This is a genomic window from Actinacidiphila epipremni, assembly GCF_012034175.1.
Taxonomy (GTDB): Bacteria; Actinomycetota; Actinomycetes; order Streptomycetales; family Streptomycetaceae; genus Actinacidiphila; species Actinacidiphila epipremni.
In genome coordinates this window covers 130449-153926 of sequence record NZ_JAATEJ010000017.1, presented here as the reverse complement: position 1 = coordinate 153926, position 23478 = coordinate 130449, and the positions used below count along the sequence as shown (strand labels likewise).

The following is a 23478-nucleotide window of genomic DNA, read 5'->3' as shown; positions in this document are numbered from 1 at the left end:
TACGGGGGCGTCCGCGGGTACCGGCCCGCGGGCGCCCCCGTACCGTGCCCGCGGACCGTGCGCGGTGACTTGCCGGGCCGCGCCGGGGGCCCGTAACGCGGGCCGTTCGGCCCCTCGACCGGTGACCTGTGGCCCCGCGCACCGGCTCGCCCGCGATGCGACCCTGGAAGTGGGACGCCTGGCGGCGAGCGAAGGAGGCGGCCATGACGACGACGGCGCTGGACGGCGCGACCCTGGAGAAGCTGATCTCCGCGGCGGTGGCCGCGCCCTCGATCCACAACACGCAGCCGTGGCGGTTCCGGCTGGACCCGGTCACCGAGACGGTCGAGGTCCACGCCGCCCCGGAGCGGGCGCTGCGCCACACCGACCCCGACGACCGGGCCGTCCACATCTCGGCGGGCGCGGCGCTGTTCAACCTGCGGGTCGCGGTGGCGCACTTCGGCTGGGAGCCGGTGGTGCATCTGCTGCCCAGGCCCGCCGAGCCGGGCTGCCTGGCCTCGGTACGGCTCGCCGGGCCGCGCGGGGACGGGGCGCACGACCCGGCCGCGGAGCTGTACGACGCGGTGTGGCACCGGCACAGCAGCCGCTTCCCCTTCGACCGCCGGCCGGTGCCGTACGCGATCCGCGACGACGTCGTGGCGGCGGTGGCCGCCGAGGACGCCGTCCTGGTCTTCCCCGGCGCGCCGGAGGTCGAGCGGATCCTCGGCCTGACCGCCGAGGGCGAGTACCAGGGCCATGTCGACCCCGGGCGGGAGGCGGAGAGCCGGGCGTGGGTGCACGATGGGGCGGACGACGGGATCCCCACCGCCGCGCTGGGCGCCCGGGACAGCACCGGGCGGGTGCCGGTGCGCGACTTCACCGCGGGCCTGGGGCTGGGCTCGCGGTCGCCGGAGGCGTACGAGCGGCGGCCGGCCGTGGCGGTCCTCGGGACCAAGGGCGACTCCCCCGCCGACTGGCTGCGCGCCGGGCAGGCCCTGGAGCGGGCGCTGCTGGTGGCCACCGACCGCGGGGTGCGGGCGTCCCTCTTCAGCCAGGCCGTGGAATGGCCGGAGCTGCGCTGGGCGCTGCGCGATCCGCGCGAGGGCGACCTGCGGGTGCAGATGCTGGTCCGCTTCGGTTACGGCCCCGAGGGGCGGGCGACACCGCGCCGGTCGGTGGGCGACGTCCTGGAGACCAGGGGCTGACCGCCGGGCCCGGCCGGCAGCCGGGCGGGACGGGCCGTCACGACCGTCCCGGTTCGAGCGGTACGCGCCAGGTCAGCCGGGTGCCGCCGCGCGGGCCGCCGGCCACCTCGAACCGGCCGCCGAGGCATTCGGCCCGGGTGGCGAGGTTGCGCAGGCCGCGGCGCCGCGCCCCGGCCGGGATCCCCCGCCCGTCGTCGGTGACGGTGACGGTGAGCCATCCGCCGGACGCCGCCAGGGTGACCTGGGCGGCCGTGGCGCCGGCGTGCCGGGCGGTGTTGGACAGCGCCTCGGTCAGCACGGCGAGCGCGTCGTCGGTGGTGGCCGCCGGCACCTCGGTGTCGAGCAGGCCCTCCATGTGCAGGGCGGGGGTGAACCCGAGCGCGCCCGCGGCCTTCTCGACCTCCGCGGCGGCCCGCGTGCGCAGGCCCTGCGGCCGGCGCTCGGTGTCCCTGGCCCGCAGGCCGAAGATCGTGGAGCGGATGATCTTGATGGTCTCGTCCAGGTCGTCCACCGCCCGCAGCAGCCGCTCGCTCGCCTCCGGGTGGTCCACGAAGCGCAGTGTGCTCTGCAGCGTCATCCCGGTGGCGAACAGCCGCTGGATGGCGAGGTCGTGCAGATCGCGGGCGATCCGGTCGCGGTCCTCCAGCACGGTCAGCTGCTCGGCCGACCGGCGCCGCTCGGCCAGGCGCAGGGCGAGCGCGGCCTGGCCGGCGAAGGCCAGCAGGGGTGCCGTCTCGGCCTCGGTGAAAGGGACCGCGCCCTCCTCGCGGGCCAGCAGCACGGCGCCGCGCACCCCCTCGGCGGTGACCATGGGGACCGCGACCGCGGGCCCGAGCCCGCCGAAGCGCGGCGGTCCGGCGCGGGCCCTGGGGTCCTTTTGCACCTCGGCGGTGATGAGGGGCTCCTTCGCGGCCATGGCCGCGCCCATGAAGGACCCCTCGCGGGGCAGCACGAGACCGCGGTGGTCGCCGGCGCGGGTGCCGACGGCGATCATCACCCTGAGGTCGGCGCCGTCCCCCTCGGGCAGGCCGATCACCCCGAGGTCGGCGCCCGCGATGGTCCTGGCGTGCCGGACGATCCGCTCCAGGACCTCCTCCTGGTCCAGCCCGGACAGCAGGCCGGCGACGATGTCGGCGTCGGCCTCGATCCAGCGCTGCCGCTCGCGCGCGGCCTGGTAGAGCCGGGCGTTCTCGATGGCCACCCCGGCGGCCACGGCGAGCGTCGCGAGCACCGTCTCGTCCTGGTCGTCGAACGGGCCGCCGCCGCGCTTCTGCGTCAGGTACAGGTTGCCGAAGACCTCCTCGCGCACCCGGATGGGCAGCCCCAGGAAGCTGCGCATCGCCGGATGGCCCGGCGGGAAGCCGTACGACGCCGGGTGCTCGCCGATCTCGTCCAGGCGCAGCGGCACGGGGTGGCGGATGAGCTCGCCGAGGATGCCGTGGCCGGCGGGCAGCGGCCCGATCGCCCGGGCCTGCTCCTCGGTCACGCCCACGGTCAGGAACTCCGTCAGCCGGCCGCCCTCGACGACGCCGAGCGCGCCGTACCCGGCGTCGACCAGGTCCACGGCGGACTCCACGATCCGGCGCAGTACGTGGGTCAGGTCCAGTTCGCGGCCGACCGACAGCACCGCTTCCAGCAGGCCGCGGATGCGGTTCTGGGTGCCGCGCGCGACGTCCAGGCGGACCTGCAGCTCGTCCAGGAGCCGGTCCAGCTCCAGGCGCGGCGGGTGCGCGTGGTGGCTGCCGTCGGCGTCGCCCACTGCTGCCTCTCCCTCGCCTGTCGCATGCCCCGGACCGCGCCCCCACCGGCCACGGTAACCGCGGTACGGGCGGGCCGCCGCCGTACGGCGCCCGGCCGGGGCGGGCACACCTCCGGGCGGAATGTCCCTTTCGGCCCTAGCGCGTGCGGTGGCGCGGCGCGAGCGTGAGAGTGGGAGAGGGAGTGCTTCCCGTCCGTCACGACGCTCCAGGGCAGGTGATCCAGCGATGGCGGAGGAACTGGTCGTCGGTGTCGACGGCTCCCCGGCGAGCATGGCGGCGGCGCAGTGGGCGGGCGACGAGGCGGCCCGGCGGGGCGCGGACGTGCGTCTGCTCAACGTGTGGCGGGCCCCGGTGAGCAATGTGCAGTTCTCCCCCGGGCCCGAGGGCCTGCGGATGTGGGAGGAGGGCCGGGCCCGGGAGGCCGCACGGCTGGTGGAGGACCGCCATCCGGGGCTGGCGGTGGCGGCCGGGCAGGTCGCCGGGACGCCGGTGAGGGAGCTGGCGCTGGCCGCCTCGTCGGCGGTGATGGTCGTCCTCGGCTCCAGCCGGGCCGGCTCCGGCGGCGGCTACTTCTACGGCTCGGTGGGCCTGCATGTGGTGGCCCGCTGCGACCGGCCGGTGGTCCTGGTCCGGGAGCCCGGTCCCGAGCCGGAGCGGGCCGGGGCGCGGGGCGGCGGCGAGGTCGTCGTCGGGGTCGATCTCGGCCGGCCGTGCGATGCGCTGCTGGCGTTCGCCTTCGAGGAGGCGGCGGTCCGCGGCGCGGCGCTGCGGGTGGTGCACGTATGGGACCTGCACCGGGCGTACGGCTACACGGTGCCGGCCTTCAGCCCGGACCTGAAGCGGCGGCTGCACGCGGAGAAGGCGGCGGAGTTCGCGGCGCTCGTCGACCCCTTCCGGGCGAGGTTCGAGCACGTCCATGTGATCGACGACCTCGTGGAGGGCCCGGTCGCCGAGCGCCTGGTGGCGGCGGGCGGCCGGGCCGGGCTGCTCGTGGTGGGCCGCCGGCGGCGGCACGCGCCGCTGGGGGTGCGCATCGGCTCGGCCACCCACGGGGCGGTGCACCACGCGGACTGCCCGGTCGCCGTCGTCGCGCACGACTGACGCCGGCGGCCGTGCGGGCCCCGGAGCCGGCCGCGGGCCGGACGCCGCCGTGCGGGGGCCGTTCGGCCCCACCGGCGGCCGGGGGGCCGCGGCGACCATGGAAGTGCAGGTGCTCTCTCGGGGGAACCGACCGCAACCGACCGAAGTGGAGGCGGCGACATGGACGCGACGGTGCCGAGCGAGGACGGCCTGGGGCCGGTGGTGGCCGGCACGGACGGCTCCGGGCAGGCGACGGAGGCGGTGCTGTGGGCCGCGGCGGAGGCGTCGGCCCGCGGCCGGCCGCTGACGGTGGTGCACGGCGTGGGCGACGAACGGCAGGGGTACTGGACGGCTGAGGAGGCCGTGGCGGTCTTCGAGGAGGGCCGGCGGCTGCTCGACCGCGCCGAGACGGCGGTGGCCGAGCACTTCCCGCAGCTGCCGGTCTCGACGGTGCTGAGCAAGGGCGGCTCCGCCGAGAGCCTGCTGGAGACCGCGCAGCCGCAGGACACGCTGGTCGTCGGGTCGCGCGGGCGGGGCGGTTTCGCCTCGCTGATGCTCGGCTCCGTGGGGCTGCGGGTGGCCGCCCGCAGCCGCGGGCCGGTGATCGTGGTGCGGGAGGTCCCCGCGCCGCGGACCGGGGCGGTCGTGGCCGCCGTCCGGGACGACGGCGACCGGGGGGCGCTGCGGTTCGCCGCGCGTACCGCCGTCGCGCACGGCGCGCAGCTGCGGGTGGTCAGCGTGTGGAAGTTCCTGGAGAACGTCGGGAGCATGGCCGCCGCCGTCGACGACGTCAGCGCCATCGCCCGGTCCGAGGCGGAGGCGACCCGCCGTACGGTCGGCCCGGTCCGCGACGAGTTCCCCGGGCTCGCCGTCGAGGAGGACGTGCTGCGCTCCGGGTCGGTCGCCGGGTCCCTGGTGGAGGCGTCGTCGGCGGCCGACCTGGTCGTGATGGGGGCCAGGCGGCCGGCGCACGCGCTGGGCGCGGGGCTCGGCCGGGTCACGCACGCGGTGCTGCACCACGCGCACTGCCCGGTGGCCGTGCTGCCGCGCTGACGGCCCGTACACCGGACGTACGGATGCGTGCGGAGGGGCTCCCGGCCGGGAGCCCCTCCGCACGCTTCGCGGGCATGCGCCTCAGGGCAGCAGCCGGCCGGGGGCGGTGCGGCCGACGGCGGTGGCCTCGTCGGTGCGGTGGCCGAGCGTGCCGGTGACCTCGACGACCCCGTCGACGCCTTCGCACAGCCGCTTGACGACGGGCACCAGGCTGGGCCGCTCCACGGTGCCGTGCAGCCGCACACGGCCGTCGGTGACCTCGACGCCCACCTCGTCGGAGGTGATGCCGAGCGTGCGGTCCAGGACGTCGCCGCTGATCTCCTCGCGGATGAGGTGGTCGCGGCGCAGGAAGACCCGCAGCAGGTCGGCGCGGCTGACGATGCCGACCAGCCGGCCGGTGTCGTCCACGACCGGCAGGCGCTTGATCCCGGCCTGGTCCATGGCGCGGGCGGCCTCCACCACCGACCACTGCGGCCGTCCGACCACGGCGGGCGCGCTCATCAGGGCGTCCGCGGTGGTGCCCTGGCGCACCGGCTCGGACGGCGGCGCGTCCAGCAGCGCGGGGAGCCCGGCCGGCTCCGGCAGCCCGGCCTGCCGGCGCAGCAGGTCTGCCTCCGAGACGACGCCGACCGGGTGGTCCTCGTCGTCCACGACGGGCACCGCGGTGATGTCGTGGTCGGCGAGCTTCTTCACGATCTCCTTGAAGGGCGTGTCCGGGCGGACGCGGACGACCGCGTGGGTCATCAGGTCGCTGACGGTTCGGTGCTTCAACATCGTCGGGCCTCCTGGGGGCTTCGTCACGCGTCGTGGGGCTGCGGTGCCACGAGCAGCGGGCAGTCGGTGCGGTGGACCAGGGCCCGGCCGGTGGAGCCCAGCAGCAGTCCGCGGAATCCGCCGCGGCCCCTGCTGCCGACGACCAGGCAGCGGGCGCCGCGGGCGGCGGTGGCGAGCATCAGCGCCGGGTCGCCGCCGAGGATCTCCTGGCGCACCTCGGTGTCGGGGTAGCGCCGCCGGTGGCCGGCCAGTTGCTCCGCCACCAGCAGGTCGGTGTCCTCCTGGTATTCGGCCCACGCGTAGTCCCTGGGGTTGCGGACGGCGATCACGACCAGGGAGGTCTTGGCCGCGTCGGCCTCGGCGAAGGCGAGGTCGAGGGCGGCCGTCGAGGCGGGCGACCCGTCGACGCCGACGACGACGGGCGCGTCGTCGGGGATGTCGGCGGCCTCGGGCACCAGGGCCACCGGGCAGCGCAGGTGGCCGAGCAGGGCGTGGCCCTTGCCGCTGCCGGCGAAGGCGCCCTCGACGCCGGTGAGCCGGCGGGCGCCGAGGACCAGGAAGCCCGCCGTGTCGGCGGCCTCGCGCAGCACGCGTACCGGCCGGCCCACGGCCAGTTCGGTGGTGACGGCCACGCCCGGCTGGCGGGCCGACGCGGCGCTGTGCGCGGTGCGCAGCAGCGCCTCGCCGCCGGCCCTGAAGTGCCGGGACCAGACGTGGGCCGGGTGGTCGGGGCCGGCCTGCGGCGAGGTGCCGCGCGGCCATTCCTGGGCGTGGACGATGTGCAGCGGCAGCCCGCGGGCCGCCGCCTCGTCCGCCGCCCACGCGATCACCGGTCCGTTGAGGTCCGGCCGGACGGTGCTGACGCCCGCCACCACGCTTGCGTTCGTCTGGCTCATAGAGGGCTCCTCAGGTCCGGTGCTTGTGCTGCCGTATCCACAGTGCGCCGCCGGGGTGCGCCTGCCGTAGGGCCGTTCAGCCCGTCCCCGGCGGCCGAAGGGTCCCTGCCGGCAGGGGCCCTTCGGCTTCAGCCGGCCAGGATGCGGCGGCCGGTGACGCGCTCGGGGGCGATCCGCACCCACAGCAGCCGCTCGCCGCCGGCCCAGGGCGCGGTGAGGTCCGGTTCCCGCAGGCCGCGGACGGCCTCGGGGTCGGTGACGGCGGACGCGGTGCCGACGACCAGCACGCTCCAGCCCTCGCTGAGCGCTTCGTCGACCCGGTCCACCTCGAAGGCGACCTTCTTGCCCACGGCGAGCGCCGGGGTGGCGCCCGGGGCGGTGCGGAAGACGACGGCGCCGTCCGACACGCCGTAGTTGACGGGTACGACCGCGGGCCCTTCCTCGCCGGTCACCGCGAGCCGGCCGATCCCGTGGTCGGACAGCAGCCGCAGGCACTCGGCGGTGTCCAGCTCGGTCAGCCGGGGGCTCTGCGCGGCCTGGCCGAGGCCGGGCGGCAGTCCGGTGTCCGAGCCGTGCAGGCGGGGCACGGTGGTCTCCAGCGCGTCGGCGACGCGCAGCAGGAAGGTGGGTCCCGGCGAGGCGAGCGGCTGCTCCTCGACGTACTGGAGGTATTCCGGGACGATCCCGGCCCGCTGCGCCACCTGCGCGCGGCTCAGGCCCAGTTCCCGGCGGCGCAGTGCCAGCCGGCGGCCGATGTCGCCGACCGGGGCGGTGTCGTCCGGCACGCGATCACGTCCTCTCGCCGGTGTGCAGGGCGACGGCCTCGTGCTCCGGTTCGCCGAGCACGACCTTCAGGGCGCCGGTGTCGGCGGCGCGGGCGAAGATCTCGTACGCCTCCTCCATGCGGCCGAGCTCGAAGGTGTGGGTGACCAGGGCGTCGGCGGGCAGCCGGCGGTCGGTGAGCATACGCAGCAGGGTGGGGGTGGAGTACGTGTCGACGAGCCCGGTGCGGATCGTGAGGTTCCTGGACCACAGGTGCTCCAGGTGCAGCGTCGCCGGCCTGCCGTGCACGCCCACGTTGGCGAGCCGGCCGCCGGGGCGCACCATCCGGGTGCACAGCTCGAAGCTCTCGGGCGCGCCGACCGCCTCGATCACCACGTCGGCCCCGGCGCCGCCGGTGAGGTCGGCGACCAGCGCCTCGCTCTCCTGCACGGTGGCGGTGGCCTCGGCGCCCAGGCGCTTGGCGGCCTCCAGCCGGACGGCGGCCAGGTCCACGGCGATGATCCGGGCGGGGGCGAAGAACTGCGCGGTGGCGATCGCGGCCAGGCCCACCGGCCCGCAGCCGACCACGGCGACGGTGTCGCCGGGACGCACCCCGCCATTGAGCACGCCCACCTCGTAGGAGGTGGGGAAGATGTCGGACAGCAGCACGGCCTCCTTCGCGGGCACCGCGCCGGGCAGCGGGTGCAGCGACATGTCGGCGAAGGGCACCCGGACGTATTCGGCCTGGGTGCCGTCGATCAGGTGGCCGAGGATCCAGCCGCCGCCTCCGACGCACTGCCCGTAGGCGCTCTCCTTGCAGTACCGGCACCGGCCGCAGGCGCTGATGCAGGAGACCAGGACCCGGTCGCCGGGCCGGATGCCGCGGACGGCGGCGCCGACCTCCACGACCTCGCCGACCGCCTCGTGGCCGAGCACCGTGCCGGGTGCCACCTCCGGCACGTCGCCGGCCAGGATGTGCAGGTCGGTGCCGCAGATGGTGGTCGCCTCGACGCGGACGATCGCGTCGGCGGCGTCCTGGATGCCGGGGTCCGGGGTGTCGCGCCAGTCGGACCTGCCGGGACCGTCGAAGACGAGTGCTTTCATGGCGGTTTCCTCCTCGCTGCCGCGGGTGGCCCCTGCCGTGCGGGCCCGGGTCGCGAGGTCGCCGGCGGGGCCGGGCCTGCTTCCAGTCTGGTCGCTGCCGGCCGTCCGCGCACGGGCGGTCCGGGCCCGGGACGTGGGCCGTTGGTCCCTTCCGGCCTGGGGCGGGTGTCAGGGGACGCGCAGGGCCAGCAGGGCGATGTCGTCGTCGGCGTCGGCCCCCATGCCGTGCAGCAGGTGCTCCACCAGCGTTTCGACCGGTTCGGCGGCGCGGGAGGCGAGTTCGCGGCGCAGCCGGGTCATGCCGCGGTCCAGGACCTCGCCGCGGCGTTCGACCAGGCCGTCGGTGTAGAGCAGCAGGGTGGAGCCGGGCGGCAGCGGGGCGCGGGCCTCGGCGCGGGAGATGTCGGCGCTCACGCCGAGCGGGAGGCCGCCGGCGTCGTCCAGGTAGCGGCTGTCGCCGCCGGCCTCGACCAGCAGCGGCGGCGGGTGGCCGGCCCGTGACCACTCCAGCGCCCAGGGTCCGCGCCGGCCGCCCTTGAGCAGGGCGTAGACGCAGGTCGCGGTGGTCGTCGGGTAGAGGGTGTGGTTGGCGCGGTCCAGCCGGGCGAGGATCTTCCCGGCCGGTTCCTGCCGGTCGCAGGCGACGCCGCGCAGCATGTTGCGCAGCTGGCTCATGGTGACGGTGGCCTGCAGGTCGTGGCCGGTGACGTCGCCGATGATCAGGGCGGTGTCGCCCTGCGGGAGCACGAAGCAGTCGTACCAGTCGCCGCCGACCTCGGCGGTGGTCTGCGAGGGCTGGTAGCCGGCGGCGAGGCCGAGCGGGGCGATGTCGGGGACCTGCGGCAGCAGGGAGCGTTGCAGGCGCTCGGCGATGCGCTGGGTCTCGTGGTGCAGCCGGGCGTTGTCGAGGGTCAGGCCGAGGCGGTGGGCGAGGTCCTGCACCAGGGGCAGGTGGTCGGCCTCGAAGGGCGCCCGGTCGCCGCCGCGTCCCAGCAGCAGCGCGCCGAGCACCTCGCCGCGCACCAGCAGCGGCGCGGCCAGCAGCGTCCCGGTGTCGAAGGCGTGGTAGGGGGCCGGTTCGTCGCCCGCCCCGGGGGCCGGGAACTGCGAGCGCGGCACGAGCAGCGGGCCCTCGCCGCGCAGCACCCGGGCGAGGGGGCCGCGGCCGGTGGGCGGGGCGGCCGGCTGCGGCTCGGCGGTGTCCGGTCCGGCGAGCCGGGCGGGGTCGCGGTGCACCAGGCACACCTGCCGGACGGCGCCGCCGTCGAGCGCGTGGATGGCGCACCAGTCCCCGAGCTGGGGCACCAGGGTGCGGCTGACCCGCCGCATGCCGGTGTCGGCGTCCAGCGTGCTGGCCAGCGCCGCGGTCGCGGCGGACAGCAGCGCCAGCCGGTCCAGGGCGTCCTGCAGGGCCCGGCCCGCGTCGTCGTCCATGTCCTGCCCCTGACCTCGTGGACCTCGGATGTCGCGCGCGGGGCTACGCCTACCCCGGGCCGTACCGGTCGAAGCGCGCGAAACGGGTGATCGGGGCGTACGGTCCTGGTCGCGGGCCCGCGCGGGCTCAGTGCGGCGCGGGGTGCGGGTCCCTGAGCCGTACGTGCAGCTGGCCGTCCTGGACGCGGGTGTCGAAGACCGGCTGGGGCGCGGTCGCGGGGCCGGCGGCGTTCCAGCCGTCGGCGAGGCGGAAGGCGCTGCCGTGCCAGGGGCAGTGCAGGCAGCCGTCCTCGACCTCGCCCTCCGACAGCGGCCCGCCGTCGTGGCTGCACTGGTCGGCGAGCACCCGGCAGGAGCCGTCGCCGTCGCGGACCACCGCGAGCGCCACCTCGCCGACCATGCGGCGCACCGGCCGGCCCTGCGGGAGCGCGTCGACCGGCCCGACCGGGTGCCAGCCCGGCGGGACGAGGTGCGGCACGGCCTCGGCGTGGTTGGCGCCGGACGCCTGGCGGTAGGCGAGGTGGCCGCCCGCCGCCGCGGCGGCGCCCATGGTGCACAGCCCGGCGAGCGCGTAGGCCCGGCCGCGGAAGGGGTGGCCGGTCAGCCGGGCCTTGAGGGAGGCGGCGTACCAGCCGAGGGCCCCGACGTTGAGGGTGGCGTGCAGCAGGCCGACCCGGGCCTGCTCGCGCTCCAGTTCGGCCCAGTCGACGAGCCCGGCGAGCGCGGCGGGGACCGCGCCGCCCAGGCCCACCGCGATGAGCAGCCCGGCGCCACGCCGGCCGCCCGGCGTCCAGTCCAGCACCGCCGAGGAGATCCACGCCCCGACCGGCACCTCGATGAGCACGGGGTGCACGGGGTGGCCCAGCCATCGGCCGTGCAGCAGGTCCCGGCCCTTGCCGAGCGGGACCGCCCGGACCGCGCTGCGCAGCGCCTCGGCCGGGCCGTCCAGCGACCGGGCCTGCTCGATCCGGCCCATGAGCGCGAGCACGCGCCCGGGGCCGGCGGGGTCGGGCAGCGCGCGGCGCAGCAGCGCGAGTGCCGTCGACGTGGTTGACGCGGACACCGTCTTCACGGGCGTTCACCTCTTTCGTCCATGTCATCGGGCGGCTACCCCGTACGGGGCGGAGAACCGCCCGGAAGCCGCGATTCCACCGGGGCGGATCGCGGTGGCATTCACTGCCCGACCGGGGGCATACGGCTCCGCGGAGGTGTTGACAGTGGCTGCTTTGCTTCTTGTCCTGCTGCTGGCCGTGGTCCTGTTCGGGATCGGCTTCGCGGTGAAGGTGCTGTGGTGGATCGCCGCGGTGGTGCTGGTGATCTGGGTGCTGGGGTTCGTCTTCAGAGCCGCGGAGGGAGGCGGCCGGCGCCGTTGGTACCGATGGTGAGCCGACGGTGACCGCCCGCCGGCCCCGCGGGGCTTCGTCAGCCGACGGAGCCCCGCGGGGCTTTTCCGTGGGCGCGGCCCGGGCGGACCGGGGGCCTGCGGCGGGCGGGGCCGCGCGCGGTCTCGGGCTGGTCCCGGTACGGCGGCGGGTCGGCGGAGCGGGGACCCGCCTGCCCCGCGAGGTCGGGGGTGCCGACCCGGGGCGGCAGGTCGGGGGTCATGTGCGAGTCGTCGGGCGCTTCCATGGGCAGACCTCCTCGGAGGATCCGGCCGGCTCTCGGCGTGTGCCGGCCTGCGTCGTCTCGGGTACCCCGTGCGCTTCCCGGCATGGGACCGCGCGGGACGGGATTCGTGCGCGGGGCTGGTTCACCTGGGCTCGTGCACCCCGTTCGTGCATCTGGTTCATCTGGCCCGGCCGTCGGCTCATCCGCCGGCGAGGGCGCGCTGGGCGCGGCTGAGGGCCGCGTTGACCGGTGGCAGGGACAGGGCCGCGCGGGCCGCGTTGGCGCCGGGGGCGCCGTGGACCGCGCCGCCGGGGTGGGCGGAGGACGAGGCCAGGTAGAGGGCGCGTACGGGTGTCTCCGGGCGGCCGAGGCCGGGGACCGGGCGGAAGACCAGCTCCTGGTGGAGCGCGGTGGTGCCGCCGTTGACCGCGCCGCCCTGGAGTCCGGCGTCCAACTGCTGGAGGGTGGGCGGGGCGAGGATGCGCCGGCCGCGGATCAGCGCGCGGAAGCCCGGCGCGTACCGCTCGACGTACGCCTCGATCCGGTCGGCCATGGCGTTCTGCTGCGCGAGGTCCCAGCTGCCGGTGATGCCGTCCTCCCCCGCGTCGCCCGCGACGACCTGGGGCACATGGGTGTACGCCCACGCGGACTGGGTGCCGGCGGGCGAGCGCGTCGGGTCGGCGGTCGTCATCTGGCCGAACAGCGAGAAGGGCCGGTCCGGCACATGGCGGGTGGCCAGTTGCGCGGCGAAGCGGGTCAGGTCGTCGACGCTGTCGGCGAGGTGGAGGGTGCCGGCCTGCCGGGCGGCGGGCGCGGTCCACGGCACGGGCCCGTCGAGCGCCCAGTCGACCTTGAAGGTGGAGAAGTCCCACTGGAAGCGGCGCAGTTCGCACAGCAGCCCGGCGGGCAGGTCGCACCGGCGCAGCATCCGCTCGTAGAGCAGCGGCGCGGGCAGCGCGGCCAGGACCGCGCGGCGGGCCGGGATCTCCTCGCCGCCGGCGGTGCGGACCGCGACGGCCCGGCCGGAGCGCACGACGACCCGCTCGGCCGGTGTGCCGCAGCGTAGTGTGCCGCCCCGGCGCTCCAGCCGCCCGGCCAGCGCGGTGGTGATCATGCCCGCGCCGCCGACGGGCACGGGGAAGCCGACGTCCTGGGCCAGCATCGACATCAGCCAGCCGAAGATGCCGCTGCCCGCGGTCTCGGGCGCCAGGTCGGCGTGCAGCGCGTTGCCCGCGAGCAGCAGCCGGGCGCCTTCGCCGGCGAACTGCTCCTCGCCGAGCCTGCGGGCCGGCAGCACCCCCATCCGGGCGAACCGCAGCGCCCCGGCCGCACGCAGCCGCGCGGCCAGCCGTACCCCGGCGCGTACCGGCGGGAACGGGGTGAACAGGCAGTCCAGCAGGCTGCCGCCGACCCGCTGCCACAGGGCGTACCACTCGCGCCACGCGGCGCCGTCGCCCTCGGCGAAGGAGTCGGCGCTCGCGGCGGTGGCGTCGAGGCCGCGGTCGAGGACCGCGCAGCGCCCGTCGGGCAGCGGGTGGGCGAGCACGTGCGGGGCGTGGCTCCAGCGCAGGCCCTCGCGGTCCAGGTCGAGGGCGGCCAGCACGGGCGACGCGGCGGCCATGGGGTAGAAGGCGCTGAAGACGTCCGAGACGAAGTCCGGGTCCACCCCGCGGTCGCTGCGGACGGCGCCGCCCGGCTCGTCCTGCGCCTCCAGGACCTCGACGCTCCAGCCCGCGTCGGCCAGGACGTTCGCCGCCACCAGGCCGTTGGGGCCCGCGCCGATGACGACGGCGTCAGGCATCGCGGTCACCGCCGCCTCCCGGCGTGTCGCGTCCCGGCGGTCGCGCCGGGCGCTCGCACACCGCGCCCTCGGCACCGGGCCTGGCCGGCCGCCGGCCGCCGCCGCGGCCGGTGCGGCCGGTGCGGTCGGTGCGGTCGTCGCGGTCGTCGCCCGTGTGCTCGACGACCTGGGCGAGCCGGGCGAGCATCCGGCGGTGCCGCATGTGCAGCACCGCGTCCACCGCCACGTTGTGCGCGCTGCCGCTGATGCCGGTGAGCGGGTGCTCGTCGACGATGACCAGGCTGTCCTCGCCCCAGGGGCGTATCTCGATGTCCACCCGCGCGGTGCCCAGCGGTCCGCTGTCGACCTCCAGCGCGAGCCGCGAGGGGCGTTCCTGCTCGCGCACGACGGTGCTGCCGGACATCGACCACGGGCCGACCTTCACGTCGTACTCCAGGCTCGACCCCACGGCGGGCCACTCGCCCTCGCCGCCCCGCGACGCCTTCGTGCCGGCGACCCACTGCGCGTAGGCGCGCCGGTCGGCGAGCACCGACCACACGTCCTCGCGGGGGCGCTTGACGAGTTGGTGGCGTACGGCCATGGCTGCCTCCGGGTCGGGGTGGGCGGATCGTGAGCGCGTCCGGGCATCACGTCCAGGAGCCTTTCCGGCACCGATCGGGCAAAACGCCACGAAACGGTCAGTTTCGCCGCGGGCTGGCGGGGCAGCCGGTCCGGGAGGCCGCCTGACGTCCGCGCGGCGGACGGGCACGGCCGTGGCCACGCAGCACACGCACGTCCGGAAGGCAGGTGCAAAGGAATGCGCGCCAACGTTTGGCACGGCAAGCGGGACGTACGGGTGGAGCACGTCCCCGACCCACGCATCGAGCAGGACACCGACGCCGTCATCCGGATCACCTCGTCGGGGCTGTGCGGCTCCGACCTGCACCTGTACGAGGTGCTGACCCCGTTCATGACCCCGGGCGACATCCTCGGGCACGAGCCGATGGGCATCGTGGAGGAGACCGGCTCCGCGGTGACCTCCCTCAGGCCCGGCGACCGCGTCGTCGTCCCCTTCCAGATCGCCTGCGGCTCGTGCTGGATGTGCAGCCGCGGGCTGTACACGCAGTGCGAGACCACGCAGGTCACCGAGCACGGCATGGGCGCGCAGCTGTTCGGCTACACCAAGCTGTACGGGGCGGTGCCCGGCGCGCAGGCGGAGTACCTGCGGGTGCCCCAGGCGCAGTTCGGGCCGATCAAGGTGCCGCACGGCCCGGACGACGACCGCTTCGTCTACCTCTCCGACGTGCTGCCCACCGCCTGGCAGGCGGTGCAGTACGCCGAAGTGCCCGAGGGCGGCAGCCTGGTGGTGCTCGGGCTCGGCCCGATCGGCGCGATGAGCTGCCGGATCGCCAGGCACCTCGGCGTGGAGACGGTCATCGGCGTCGACCTGGTGCCCGAGCGCCTGGAGCGGGCCCGGGCCGACGGCGTGACCGTGCTGGACCTGCGCGACCACGACAAGCGCGAGGACCTGGTCAAGGCCGTCAAGGACCTCACGGACGGGCGCGGCCCGGACGGCGTGATCGACGCGGTCGGCACCGAGGCGCACGGCAGCCAGGCCGCCCGGCTGGCGCAGACCGCCGCGGGCCTGCTGCCCGACGCCTGGGCGGAGAAGCTCATGCAGGTGGCCGGCGTCGACCGGATGGCGGCGCTGGACCTGGCCATCGCGCTGGTGCGGCGCGGCGGCACGATCTCGGTCAGCGGCATCTACGGGGGCGCGGCCGACCCGCTGCCGCTGCTGACGATGTTCGACAAGCAGGTGCAGCTGCGCATGGGCCAGGCGAACGTCCGCCGCTGGACGGACGACATCCTGCCGCTGCTCACCGACGACGACCCGCTGGGCGTCGACGACTTCGCCACGCACCACGTGCCGCTGGACGAGGCGCCGGACGCGTACGCGATGTTCCAGAAGAAGGAGGACGGCGCCATCAAGGTGCTGATGCGGCCGTGAGCGACCTGGAGCACGACGCCCGGAAGGGAGGCGAATCGGGATGATCGCAGCTGTACGGACGACCACGGAGCTGGCGTCCTCGGCCATCACCGCGTGGGCCGTGGTGTTCGGCATCGTCATCGTGGCGGTGCTGCTCCTCGCCTTCTGGTGGGGGGCCCGGGCGGTGGCGCGCCGCAACGCGCCCTCACGGGCACCGCAGCGGCGCGCCGGCTCGTGGCACGAGCCCCAGCCGAGCGAGACCCGCCATTCGGCGCGGGCCCGGCACGACGAGGAGACGCCGGACGGCGAGGAAGCGCCGGACGGCGACCGCCACGGGGCCGGCTGACGCCGGCCCGGCACGGCTCCGGGACCGCCCGGCGGGGTTCGCCCCGCCGGGCGGTCCGGCCGTGCCGGGTGCCGTCGTGCTGCGTCCCGTCGTGCCGGGCGGGGCGGTTCCGCCCGGGCGCCGGTCCCCGCGCTCCCGGCCGGGCGGACGGCGTTACGGACGGGGCACGCGAGCCGGCGCATGACGCCGCGCGGCGGACCGCAGGCGCCGGGGCGCCGGGGTGGCGCCGTTCGCGGGGTGCCGGGTCCGTGCGGCGTCGTGTCCGCTTGCCTCGGGTGGCGCGGGGCAGGAAGAGTGGCAGCGGTAACGCGTCAGCGGTCAGGCAGCGGCCGGCGTGCGCATCTACGGCTGGGGTCTGCCTTGAATCCGCGACACGCAAGGACCGGCACATCCCTTCAGCCCATGCCCGCGACACCCGATCCCCCGGCCACGACCACCGCCGCCACCGCCCCGGGCGCCACGACGGCGGCCGTGCCGGGCGCCGCGGCGGACCCGGTCGCGGGCTTCCGTACGCAGGGCGTGCAGCTGGTGCGGCTGGCCGGGGCGCTGGACGGTTCGCGGGCCGCCGCGATCGCGCGGGAGCTGCCGCGGCATGTCGAGGCCGCCCGCGCGCTCGGCCAGCCGCTCGTGCTGGACCTCGCGGACGTGACGCTGCTCGGCGTCCCGGCCGCGGCGGCGCTGGACGCGGCGACCCGGCGGGCGGCCGGCGTGACTGTCGCCGCCGCGGCGCCCGACCCGCAGATCCGCGAGGCCCTGGCCCGTACGCTGCTGCCCGGCGTCCGGGTGCACACCACGGTCGCCGAGGCGCTCGCCGCCCTCGCCCCCGGCGCGGCGCCCGCCACGCACGCCGAGCCGCAGCCGCAGCCGCAGCCGGAGGGCACGCTGGCCGGGCTGCGCGCGGAGATCTACGGCCTGCGGGCCAGGGCGCGCTCGCACGGCCTCATCGATGTCGCGCAGGGCGTCGTGCTGGCCCGCTACGGCCTGCCGGAGCCGCGGGCGGCGTTCGCGCTGCTGCGCCAGGTGTCGCAGGCGCACAACGTGCCGCTGCGGGTGCTGGCCTCCGCCGTGGTCACCGCTCCCCCGCCGCCGGACGCCGGCCCGTGGTTCGCCGGCCGCCGCCGGGTCCCGCCGCCCGCGGCGCCCTTCCTCACCGCCCGGGGCTGCCGGCCGGACGAGCGCGGCAAGGCGCTCCAGGCCGCCGTCGACGAGGCGGTGGAGCGTACCGGCGCCGACGCCGGGGCCCTGCACCTCACCGACCGCGCCCAGGGCGGCGCCCTGGTTCTGGAGGCCCACCGCGGGCTCAGCGCCACCTATTGCGACGCCTACGCCCACGTGGTGAGCGCCACCTCCGCCGTCGCGCGGGCCTGCGAGGGCGGGCTGCCGGTCACCGACGTCGAGTCGGCCCCCGACCCGGGCGGCGCTCCCGGCCCGGACGCCACGCTGCCCGCCGGCCCGCACACCGTGCACGCCGTCCCGGTCGCGGCCCCCGGCGTCCCGTGCGCCGGCGCCCTGTCGGTCCAGCAGGCCGCGCCGGACGCGGCGCCGGCGCCGGGCGTCCCCGCGGCCCTGCAAGCGCTGGCCGCCGACGTGGCCGTATGGCTGTCGTGGTACCACCGGGCCGTCCTGCTCGACGCGCTGGAACTGCTGCACGCCAGGGCCGCCGCCACGCACGGGGCGTGACGGCGGCCCGGACGCACCGGCCGGCGCGCGGACGGCCCAACGGACGGATCAGCGGCCGACGGCGCGGCGCAGCTGCTCCTTGTTCATCTGCGAGCGGCCCTCGACGTTCTTCTTCTTGGCCTCCTCGTACAGCTGGTCCCGGGTCGGGCCCTGCGCCCCGCGGTGGGAGCGCTGGCCGCCGCGCTCGGAGGCGGACTTCGGGTCCTTCGTCGAGGTCCTGCTCGACGTGCGGGACTCGCCGCTGCGGGCCCGCTCCTTGTTCACCGTGCGGGCGGCGATCTCCTTCGCGCGGCCCTCGGACGCGCCGCGGTCCTTCGCGCTGTCCTTGATGTGCTCGTACTGCCGTTCGCGTTTGCTGCTGGATCCAGCAGGCATGGTGCCGGCTCCTTTCCTGTGGGGTACGTGCGGCGGCGGGCGTGCCGGGCGGAGCCCTCAGCGGGGCTCGCGGCCGGCGGCCAGGGCGCCGATCGGGCTGTCGTCGAGGTGGTCGAGCAGGTCGGCGGGCGAGCGGTAGACGCGGGTGGCGCCGGCCTGGAGCAGCTCCTCGCGCGAGTAGCCGCCGCCGGTCAGGACGCCGACGCCGGTCACCCCGGCCTTGCGGGCGGACTCCAGGTCCCATACGGCGTCGCCGACGAAGACCGCCCGCCCGGGCGGGACGTCCGCCTGCTCCAGGGCCCGCTGCACCACGTCGGGCGCGGGCTTGCTGGAGGCGACGTCGTCCGCGGTGGTGACGGCGTGCACCGCCTCCCCCGCGCCCAGCGCCCTGACCATCACCTCCGCCTCCCGCCCGGAGGCGGAGGAGGCCAGCACGACCCGCAGGCCGCGGCCGGCGCAGGCCCGTACCAGGTCGGCGGCCCGCTCCAGCGGGGCCAGCCGCGACCAGAACTCGGCGTAGAGGGTGTCGTGCGCGGCCTTCAGGCCCTGGTCCCCCGCGCGGTCGCGGTCCTCGCCGGCCAGCGCGTCGAGCAGATGGTCGCTGCCCATGCCGACGGCCCGCTGGATGTCGGCCGACGCCACGGTCCTGCCGCTCTGCCGCAGCGCCTCCCACCACGCGACGGTGTGCAGGTGGACGGTGTCCATCAGCGTCCCGTCGACGTCGAAGAGCGCTGCCGCGGGCCGCTCGGACGACGGTGTGCCGCTCATACGGGCCTCCTGTCCTTGCGTGAGCCGACGCTCTGTCCGCCGACTACCCGATGGGCACCGCCGCATTCCTGCCCGGCGCGCGGCGACCGCCGCAGCTCACCCGGACGGCCCACGCTCCGGGGCCGGTCCCGGGGCGGGCCGGCCGCAGGGATAGCCGCGGGCGGTCCGGGTACGCGCCGGGGAAGCCACCCGGGAGCACGACGAGAGGAGCCGGGCCATGGCCGCCAAGGAAGCGCTGGGCGAATACCACCGCCGGCGGGACTTCTCCAGGACGCGCGAACCCCGGGGGGACGGCGAGGCGGGCAGCGGGAAGGGCGGCAGGCCGTCCTTCGTGGTGCAGATCCACGACGCCTCGTCCATGCACTTCGACTTCCGCCTCGAAGCGGACGGGGTGCTCAAGTCCTGGGCGATCCCCAAGGGCCCCTCCGACGACCCGCACGACAAGCGGCTCGCGATGCCCACCGAGGACCACCCGCTGGACTACCGCGACTTCGAGGGCACCATCGCGGCGGGCGAGTACGGCGCCGGCGCGGTCATCGTGTGGGACGAGGGCACGTACCAGAACGTCACCGAGGACCGGCGCGGCCGGCCGGTGACGGTCGCCGACGCGGTCGAGAAGGGCCATGTGTCCTTCCGGCTGGCCGGCCACAAGCTGCACGGCGGCTACTCGCTGACCCGGATCCGCGGCCGGGAGGGCGAGCGGGAGGCGTGGCTGCTGGTCAAGCGCGCGGACGGGCAGGCCGACCGGCGCGCCACGCCCGACCCGCGGCGGGCGAGGTCCGCGCTCAGCGGGCGGACGCTGGCGCAGATCCGGGCGGCGGCCGAGGCCGGCGAGGCGGCCACCTGGTCCAGTGACGGGCCCGCTTCGTGAGCCCCCGCCTGCTGGACCGGCTCGGCGTGCGCGAGCGCGGCCTGCTGCGGCCGGCCGGGCCCGATCCGGGGGCGCCGATGCTCGCGCAGCCCAGCGATGTGCGCAGCTTCGGCGAGGGCTGGATCTTCGAGCGCAAGCTGGACGGCATCCGCATGCTGGCCTCGCGTGACGCGGCCGGGCACGTCGAGCTGTGGTCGCGCACCGGGCAGCGGCTGAACGCCACCTACCCCGAGGCGGCCGGCGCGCTGGCCGGGCAGGCGTGCCGGGACTTCGTCGTGGACGGCGAGGTCGTGGCGCTGCACCGCGGACGTACCGACTTCGCGCTGCTCCAGCAGCGCAGCGGCCTGACCAACCCGGCGGCGGTACGGGCCAGCGGCGTCACCGTCACCTACTACCTGTTCGACCTGCTGCGGCTGGGCGGGGTGGACACCACCGGGCTGCCGCAGCGCACCCGCAAGGCACTGCTGCGCGACGCGCTGGACTTCACCGCGCCGCTGCGCTTCACCCCGCACCGCAACCACGGCGGGCAGGAGCTGCTGGACCAGGCGTGCGGCTGGGGCTGGGAGGGGCTGATCGCCAAGCGGGCGTCGGCGCCGTACGCGCACCGCAGGTCGCCGAACTGGCTGAAGCTGAAGTGCGCGGCCGGGCAGGAGCTGGTGGTGGGCGGCTTCACCGAGCCGGCCGGCAGCCGGATCGGCTTCGGCGCGCTGCTGCTCGGCTACCACGAGGGCGGCCGGCTGCGGTACGCCGGCAAGGTCGGCACCGGCTACGACACGCGCACCCTGCGGGAGCTGCGCGGGCGGCTGGACGCGCTGGAGGAGGCCCGCTCGCCGTTCGGGGAGCCGGTGCGCGAGGGCGGCGCCCACTGGGTGCGGCCCGAGCTGGTCGCGCAGGTCGCCTTCACCGAGTGGACCCGCGACGGCCGGCTGCGCCACCCCCGCTACCTGGGCCTGCGCGAGGACAAGCCGGCCGCCGAGGTGACCCGCGAGAAGACCCCGAGGAGGCGCTGAGCGATGAGCAGCGACCCGCCGCACGAGACGGTACGGGCCGGTGGCCGCAGCGTGCGGATCAACCGGCCCGGCAAGGTGCTCTTCCCCGACGACGGCCTGACGAAGGCGGACCTCGCGGCGTACTACCGCGAGGCGGCCGGCCGCATGCTGCCGCAGCTGCGGGGCCGGCCGCTGATGCTGGAGCGGCACCCCGGCGGCATCCAGGACCACGGCTTCATGCAGAAGGACACGCCCGAGCACACCCCGGAGTGGGTGCACCGGGCGGAGCTGCCCAAGGAGGGCGGCACGGTCACCTACACGATCTGCGACGACACCGCGACGCTGGTCTACCTCGCCGACCAGGCGTGCGTGACGCTGCACCGCTTCCTGTCCCGCGCGGACCGCGCCGACCACCCCGACCGGCTGGTCATCGACCTCGACCCGCCGGACGGCGACTTCGCGCCGGTACGGGAGGCGGCGCTGCGGGTGCGCGGGCTGCTGGCGGAGCTGGAGCTGCCGTCCACGGTGATGACGACCGGGTCGCGGGGCCTGCACGTGCTGATCGCGCTGGACGGCAAGGCGCACGTGGACGACGTACGGGCCTTCGCGCGGGACGCCGCGGACCTGCTGGCCGCCCGGCACCCGGACACGCTCACCACGCAGACCCGCAAGGACGCCCGCCGCGGGCGGCTCTACCTGGACGTGCAGCGCAACGGCTACGGGCAGACGTCGGTGGCGCCCTATGCGGTGCGCTCCAAGCCGGGGGCGCCGATCGCGGCGCCGGTGACGTGGGACGACGTGGCGGACCCGGAGCTGACGGCGCGCCGCTGGACGCTCACGACGGCGGCGGACCTGCTCAAGGCCGACCCCTGGCGCGGCGCGCCGCGCGGGCGGTCCCTGGGGCCGGCCCGGCGCCGGCTGGACGCGCTGCGGAAGGAGCGCGGTGGGCGGCGGTAGCGGGAGCGGCGGCGGCGCGGACGAGCCGGCCGAGGGGGGCGAGGGGGCCCAGGGGGGCGAGCGGCAGGCGGGCGGGCCGGGGCCGTTCGAGCCGCGGACGCTGCGGGATTATGCGCTGGTCGCCGACGGGGAGCGCGGTGCGCTGCTCGGGCCGCGGGGCGAGTACGTGTGGATGTGCGCGCCGCGCTGGGACTCCGGCGCGGTCTTCTCCTCGCTGATCGGCGGCCGGGGCGGTTACGCGCTCGCGCCCGCGGGCCGGTACGTGTGGGGCGGCTACTACGAGGACCGCTCGCTCATCTGGCACAGCCGCTGGGTCACGCAGGACCACGGCGTCGTCGAGTGCCGGGAGGCGCTGGCCTTCCCCGGCGACCCGCACCGCACGGTGCTGCTGCGCCAGGTGCTGCCGGCGGAGCGGCCGGCGCCGCTGCGCGTGCTGCTGGAGCCGGCCGCGGACTTCGGCGGTGGGCCGCTGCGGGAGCTGCGGCGGGAGCTGCGGCAGGACGGGCACGGGGTCTGGCACGGCAGGGCCGGCGGGCTGTGGCTGCGCTGGTCGGGCGCGGTGGGGCGGGCGCGCCCCACCGGCGGCGGCCGGCGCCTTGAGCTGGAGCTGACGGCCCGGGCCGGGGCGACGTACAACCTCGTGCTGGAGATCTCCGACCGGCCCCTGGAGGACGCCCCGCCGGACCCCGGGCAGGCGTGGGAGGCGACCAGCACCGCGTGGCGGGAGGCGGTGCCGGAGCTCAGCGACGTACTGGCGCCGCGGGACGCCCGGCACGCGTACGCGGTGATGCGCGGGCTCACCGGCTCGGCGGGCGGCATGGTCGCGGCGGCGACCACGAGCCTGCCCGAGCGGGCCGAGGAGGGCCGCAACTACGACTACCGCTACGTGTGGGTGCGCGACCAGTGCTACGCCGGCCAGGCGGTGGCCGCCGCGGGCGGGTACCCGCTGCTGGACGACGCGGTGCGGTTCGTCACCGCGCGGCTGGCCGGCGACGGGGCGGGGCTGCGGCCGGCGTACACCGTGGACGGGCGGCCGATCCCGGACCAGCGGCGGCTGGAGCTGCCCGGTTATCCGGGCGGCTTCGACCTGGTGGGCAACCAGGTGAGCGGGCAGTTCCAGCTGGACGCCTTCGGCGAGTGCCTGCTGCTGTTCGCCGCGGCGGCCCGGCACGACCGGCTCGACGCCGACGCGTGGCGGGCCGCGCTCACCGCGGCGGAGGCGGTGGAGCGGCGCTGGCGGGAGCCGGACGCGGGGATCTGGGAGCTCGCGCCGGCGCGGTGGACGCACAGCCGGCTGGTGTGCGCGGCCGGCCTGCGGGCGCTCGCCGGCTCCGGCGCCGCGCCCGCCCGGCAGTCGGCCCGCTGGGAAGCGCTCGCGGACGCGATCGTCGCCGCGACCGACCGGGGCGGGCTGCACCCGTCGGGCCGCTGGCAGCGAGCGCCCGGCGATCCGCGTACGGACGCGGCGCTGCTGTTCCCGGCGCTGCGCGGTGCCGTCCCGGCCGGCGACCCGCGCAGCGCGGCGACGCTGGAGGCGTATCTGGCGGAGCTGACGGATGATCACTTCGCGTACCGCTTCCGGCACGACGACCGGCCGCTCGCGCATGCCGAGGGGGCTTTCGTGATGTGCGGCTTCGTGGTCGCGATGGCCGAGCACCAGCGGGGCAGGACGGCGGCGGCTCACCGGTGGTTCGAGCGCAATCGGGCGGCGTGCGGTCCGGCGGGGCTGTATGCGGAGGAGTACGACACGGCGCAGCGGGAGATGCGGGGGAATGTGCCGCAGGCGTTTGTGCATGCGCTGATGTTGGAGGCGGCGGCGCGGTTGGGGCGGGAGTGGTGAGGTGGGCTGCGGGGTTGCGCTGCTGGAGTGGAGTCTCACCCTCACTCTCGACTTGAGGGTGAGGGTTCGGGTGTCTGCCGTGCGGGGGGTGGTGGTGGGGTCGGGGCCGCTTCGGGGGGCACCTCCTCGGACTGCGCACCATGACCTCGCTGCGTCCCCGGTGACCTCTTGTCGTGCGCAGTCCTGCGGGGGCACCCCCCGAATCAGCCCCTCCCGCTCTCGTCGGACCT

Annotated in this window: 23 protein-coding genes; 11 read left to right on the top strand and 12 right to left on the bottom strand. The window is 76.6% G+C overall.

All coding sequences use genetic code 11. The annotated features are described in order from the left end of the window. The first annotated feature begins 203 nt into the window (after nt 1-203). Nucleotides 204-1184 carry an Acg family FMN-binding oxidoreductase gene (locus tag HCN08_RS20920; RefSeq protein WP_167984702.1) on the top strand — a complete coding sequence of 327 codons (981 nt, stop codon included), beginning with the start codon at nt 204-206 and terminating at the stop codon, nt 1182-1184. Between the two features lie 37 nt (nt 1185-1221). Here HCN08_RS20920 and HCN08_RS20915 read toward each other — a convergent pair whose 3' ends face one another. Further along, nucleotides 1222-2943 (bottom strand): GAF domain-containing sensor histidine kinase, encoded by a 1722-nt coding sequence (locus tag HCN08_RS20915; protein WP_322974590.1) that lies wholly within the window; start codon nt 2941-2943, stop codon nt 1222-1224. A 226-nt stretch (nt 2944-3169) separates the two neighbouring features. Here HCN08_RS20915 and HCN08_RS20910 point away from each other — a divergent pair, with 226 nt between their 5' ends. Further along, entirely contained in the window at nt 3170-4045 is an 876-nt protein-coding gene (locus HCN08_RS20910) for a universal stress protein (RefSeq protein WP_167984700.1), read from the top strand. 159 nt (nt 4046-4204) lie between these two features. Next, nucleotides 4205-5077 (top strand): universal stress protein, encoded by an 873-nt coding sequence (locus tag HCN08_RS20905; RefSeq protein WP_167984699.1) that lies wholly within the window; start codon nt 4205-4207, stop codon nt 5075-5077. Between the two features lie 81 nt (nt 5078-5158). On the opposite strand, the gene HCN08_RS20900 is transcribed toward HCN08_RS20905, so the two are convergent. The 6 genes from HCN08_RS20900 to HCN08_RS20875 form a co-directional block, all read right to left on the bottom strand. After that, nucleotides 5159-5848: a CBS domain-containing protein gene (locus HCN08_RS20900; protein ID WP_167984742.1), complete on the bottom strand. Its 690-nt coding sequence runs from the start codon at nt 5846-5848 to the stop codon at nt 5159-5161. A gap of 26 nt (nt 5849-5874) precedes the next feature. Next, nucleotides 5875-6747 (bottom strand): universal stress protein, encoded by an 873-nt coding sequence (locus HCN08_RS20895; RefSeq protein WP_167984698.1) that lies wholly within the window; start codon nt 6745-6747, stop codon nt 5875-5877. A gap of 128 nt (nt 6748-6875) precedes the next feature. After that, the gene (locus HCN08_RS20890; RefSeq protein WP_167984697.1) at nt 6876-7532 is read right to left on the bottom strand and encodes a pyridoxamine 5'-phosphate oxidase family protein; all 657 of its coding nucleotides are present in this window, start codon (nt 7530-7532) and stop codon (nt 6876-6878) included. Nucleotides 7533-7536: 4 nt separating this feature from the next. Continuing rightward, a complete protein-coding gene (locus HCN08_RS20885; RefSeq protein ID WP_167984696.1) occupies nt 7537-8613 on the bottom strand; it encodes a zinc-dependent alcohol dehydrogenase family protein in 1077 nt (358 codons plus the stop codon). A gap of 168 nt (nt 8614-8781) precedes the next feature. Beyond that, nucleotides 8782-10047: a PP2C family protein-serine/threonine phosphatase gene (locus HCN08_RS20880; protein ID WP_167984695.1), complete on the bottom strand. Its 1266-nt coding sequence runs from the start codon at nt 10045-10047 to the stop codon at nt 8782-8784. A 127-nt stretch (nt 10048-10174) separates the two neighbouring features. Continuing rightward, nucleotides 10175-11119 (bottom strand): Rieske 2Fe-2S domain-containing protein, encoded by a 945-nt coding sequence (locus HCN08_RS20875; RefSeq protein WP_407648850.1) that lies wholly within the window; start codon nt 11117-11119, stop codon nt 10175-10177. A 145-nt stretch (nt 11120-11264) separates the two neighbouring features. Here HCN08_RS20875 and HCN08_RS20870 point away from each other — a divergent pair, with 145 nt between their 5' ends. Further along, nucleotides 11265-11432, top strand: coding sequence for a hydrophobic protein (locus HCN08_RS20870; protein ID WP_167984694.1), 168 nt, complete (start codon nt 11265-11267; stop codon nt 11430-11432). Between the two features lie 37 nt (nt 11433-11469). On the opposite strand, the gene HCN08_RS20865 is transcribed toward HCN08_RS20870, so the two are convergent. The 3 genes from HCN08_RS20865 to HCN08_RS20855 form a co-directional block, all read right to left on the bottom strand. After that, nucleotides 11470-11676: a hypothetical protein gene (locus tag HCN08_RS20865; protein ID WP_167984693.1), complete on the bottom strand. Its 207-nt coding sequence runs from the start codon at nt 11674-11676 to the stop codon at nt 11470-11472. Between the two features lie 178 nt (nt 11677-11854). Further along, nucleotides 11855-13456: a phytoene desaturase family protein gene (locus tag HCN08_RS20860; protein WP_167984740.1), complete on the bottom strand. Its 1602-nt coding sequence runs from the start codon at nt 13454-13456 to the stop codon at nt 11855-11857. Further along, complete coding sequence (locus tag HCN08_RS20855) at nt 13449-14036, bottom strand: SRPBCC family protein (protein WP_167984692.1); 588 nt, start codon at nt 14034-14036, stop codon at nt 13449-13451. Before HCN08_RS20855 ends, HCN08_RS20860 begins: the two co-directional genes overlap by 8 nt. 216 nt (nt 14037-14252) lie before the next feature. Between HCN08_RS20855 and HCN08_RS20850 the strand changes: the two genes are divergently transcribed. The 3 genes from HCN08_RS20850 to HCN08_RS20840 all read left to right on the top strand — a co-directional run bounded on the left by HCN08_RS20850 (nt 14253) and on the right by HCN08_RS20840 (nt 17448). Next, entirely contained in the window at nt 14253-15443 is a 1191-nt protein-coding gene (locus HCN08_RS20850) for a zinc-dependent alcohol dehydrogenase (protein ID WP_167984691.1), read from the top strand. Between the two features lie 40 nt (nt 15444-15483). Then, nucleotides 15484-15768: a DUF6479 family protein gene (locus HCN08_RS20845; RefSeq protein ID WP_167984592.1), complete on the top strand. Its 285-nt coding sequence runs from the start codon at nt 15484-15486 to the stop codon at nt 15766-15768. Between the two features lie 402 nt (nt 15769-16170). Continuing rightward, on the top strand, nt 16171-17448 hold the full coding sequence (locus tag HCN08_RS20840; RefSeq protein ID WP_167984690.1) for an ANTAR domain-containing protein: 1278 nt from the start codon (nt 16171-16173) through the stop codon (nt 17446-17448). Nucleotides 17449-17496: 48 nt separating this feature from the next. Here HCN08_RS20840 and HCN08_RS20835 read toward each other — a convergent pair whose 3' ends face one another. Beyond that, complete coding sequence (locus HCN08_RS20835) at nt 17497-17823, bottom strand: plasmid stabilization protein (protein ID WP_167984689.1); 327 nt, start codon at nt 17821-17823, stop codon at nt 17497-17499. A 57-nt stretch (nt 17824-17880) separates the two neighbouring features. Then, nucleotides 17881-18591 (bottom strand): HAD family hydrolase, encoded by a 711-nt coding sequence (locus HCN08_RS20830; protein ID WP_167984688.1) that lies wholly within the window; start codon nt 18589-18591, stop codon nt 17881-17883. A gap of 217 nt (nt 18592-18808) precedes the next feature. Between HCN08_RS20830 and HCN08_RS20825 the strand changes: the two genes are divergently transcribed. The 4 genes from HCN08_RS20825 to HCN08_RS20810 all read left to right on the top strand — a co-directional run bounded on the left by HCN08_RS20825 (nt 18809) and on the right by HCN08_RS20810 (nt 23248). Continuing rightward, a complete protein-coding gene (locus HCN08_RS20825; protein WP_167984687.1) occupies nt 18809-19462 on the top strand; it encodes a DNA polymerase ligase N-terminal domain-containing protein in 654 nt (217 codons plus the stop codon). Next, entirely contained in the window at nt 19459-20472 is a 1014-nt protein-coding gene (gene ligD / locus HCN08_RS20820) for a non-homologous end-joining DNA ligase (RefSeq protein ID WP_407648848.1), read from the top strand. Before HCN08_RS20825 ends, ligD (HCN08_RS20820) begins: the two co-directional genes overlap by 4 nt. Nucleotides 20473-20475: 3 nt before the next feature. Continuing rightward, complete coding sequence (gene ligD / locus HCN08_RS20815) at nt 20476-21408, top strand: non-homologous end-joining DNA ligase (RefSeq protein ID WP_167984686.1); 933 nt, start codon at nt 20476-20478, stop codon at nt 21406-21408. Between the two features lie 100 nt (nt 21409-21508). Beyond that, nucleotides 21509-23248, top strand: coding sequence for a glycoside hydrolase family 15 protein (locus HCN08_RS20810; RefSeq protein WP_240970293.1), 1740 nt, complete (start codon nt 21509-21511; stop codon nt 23246-23248). Nucleotides 23249-23478: the final 230 nt, after the last annotated feature.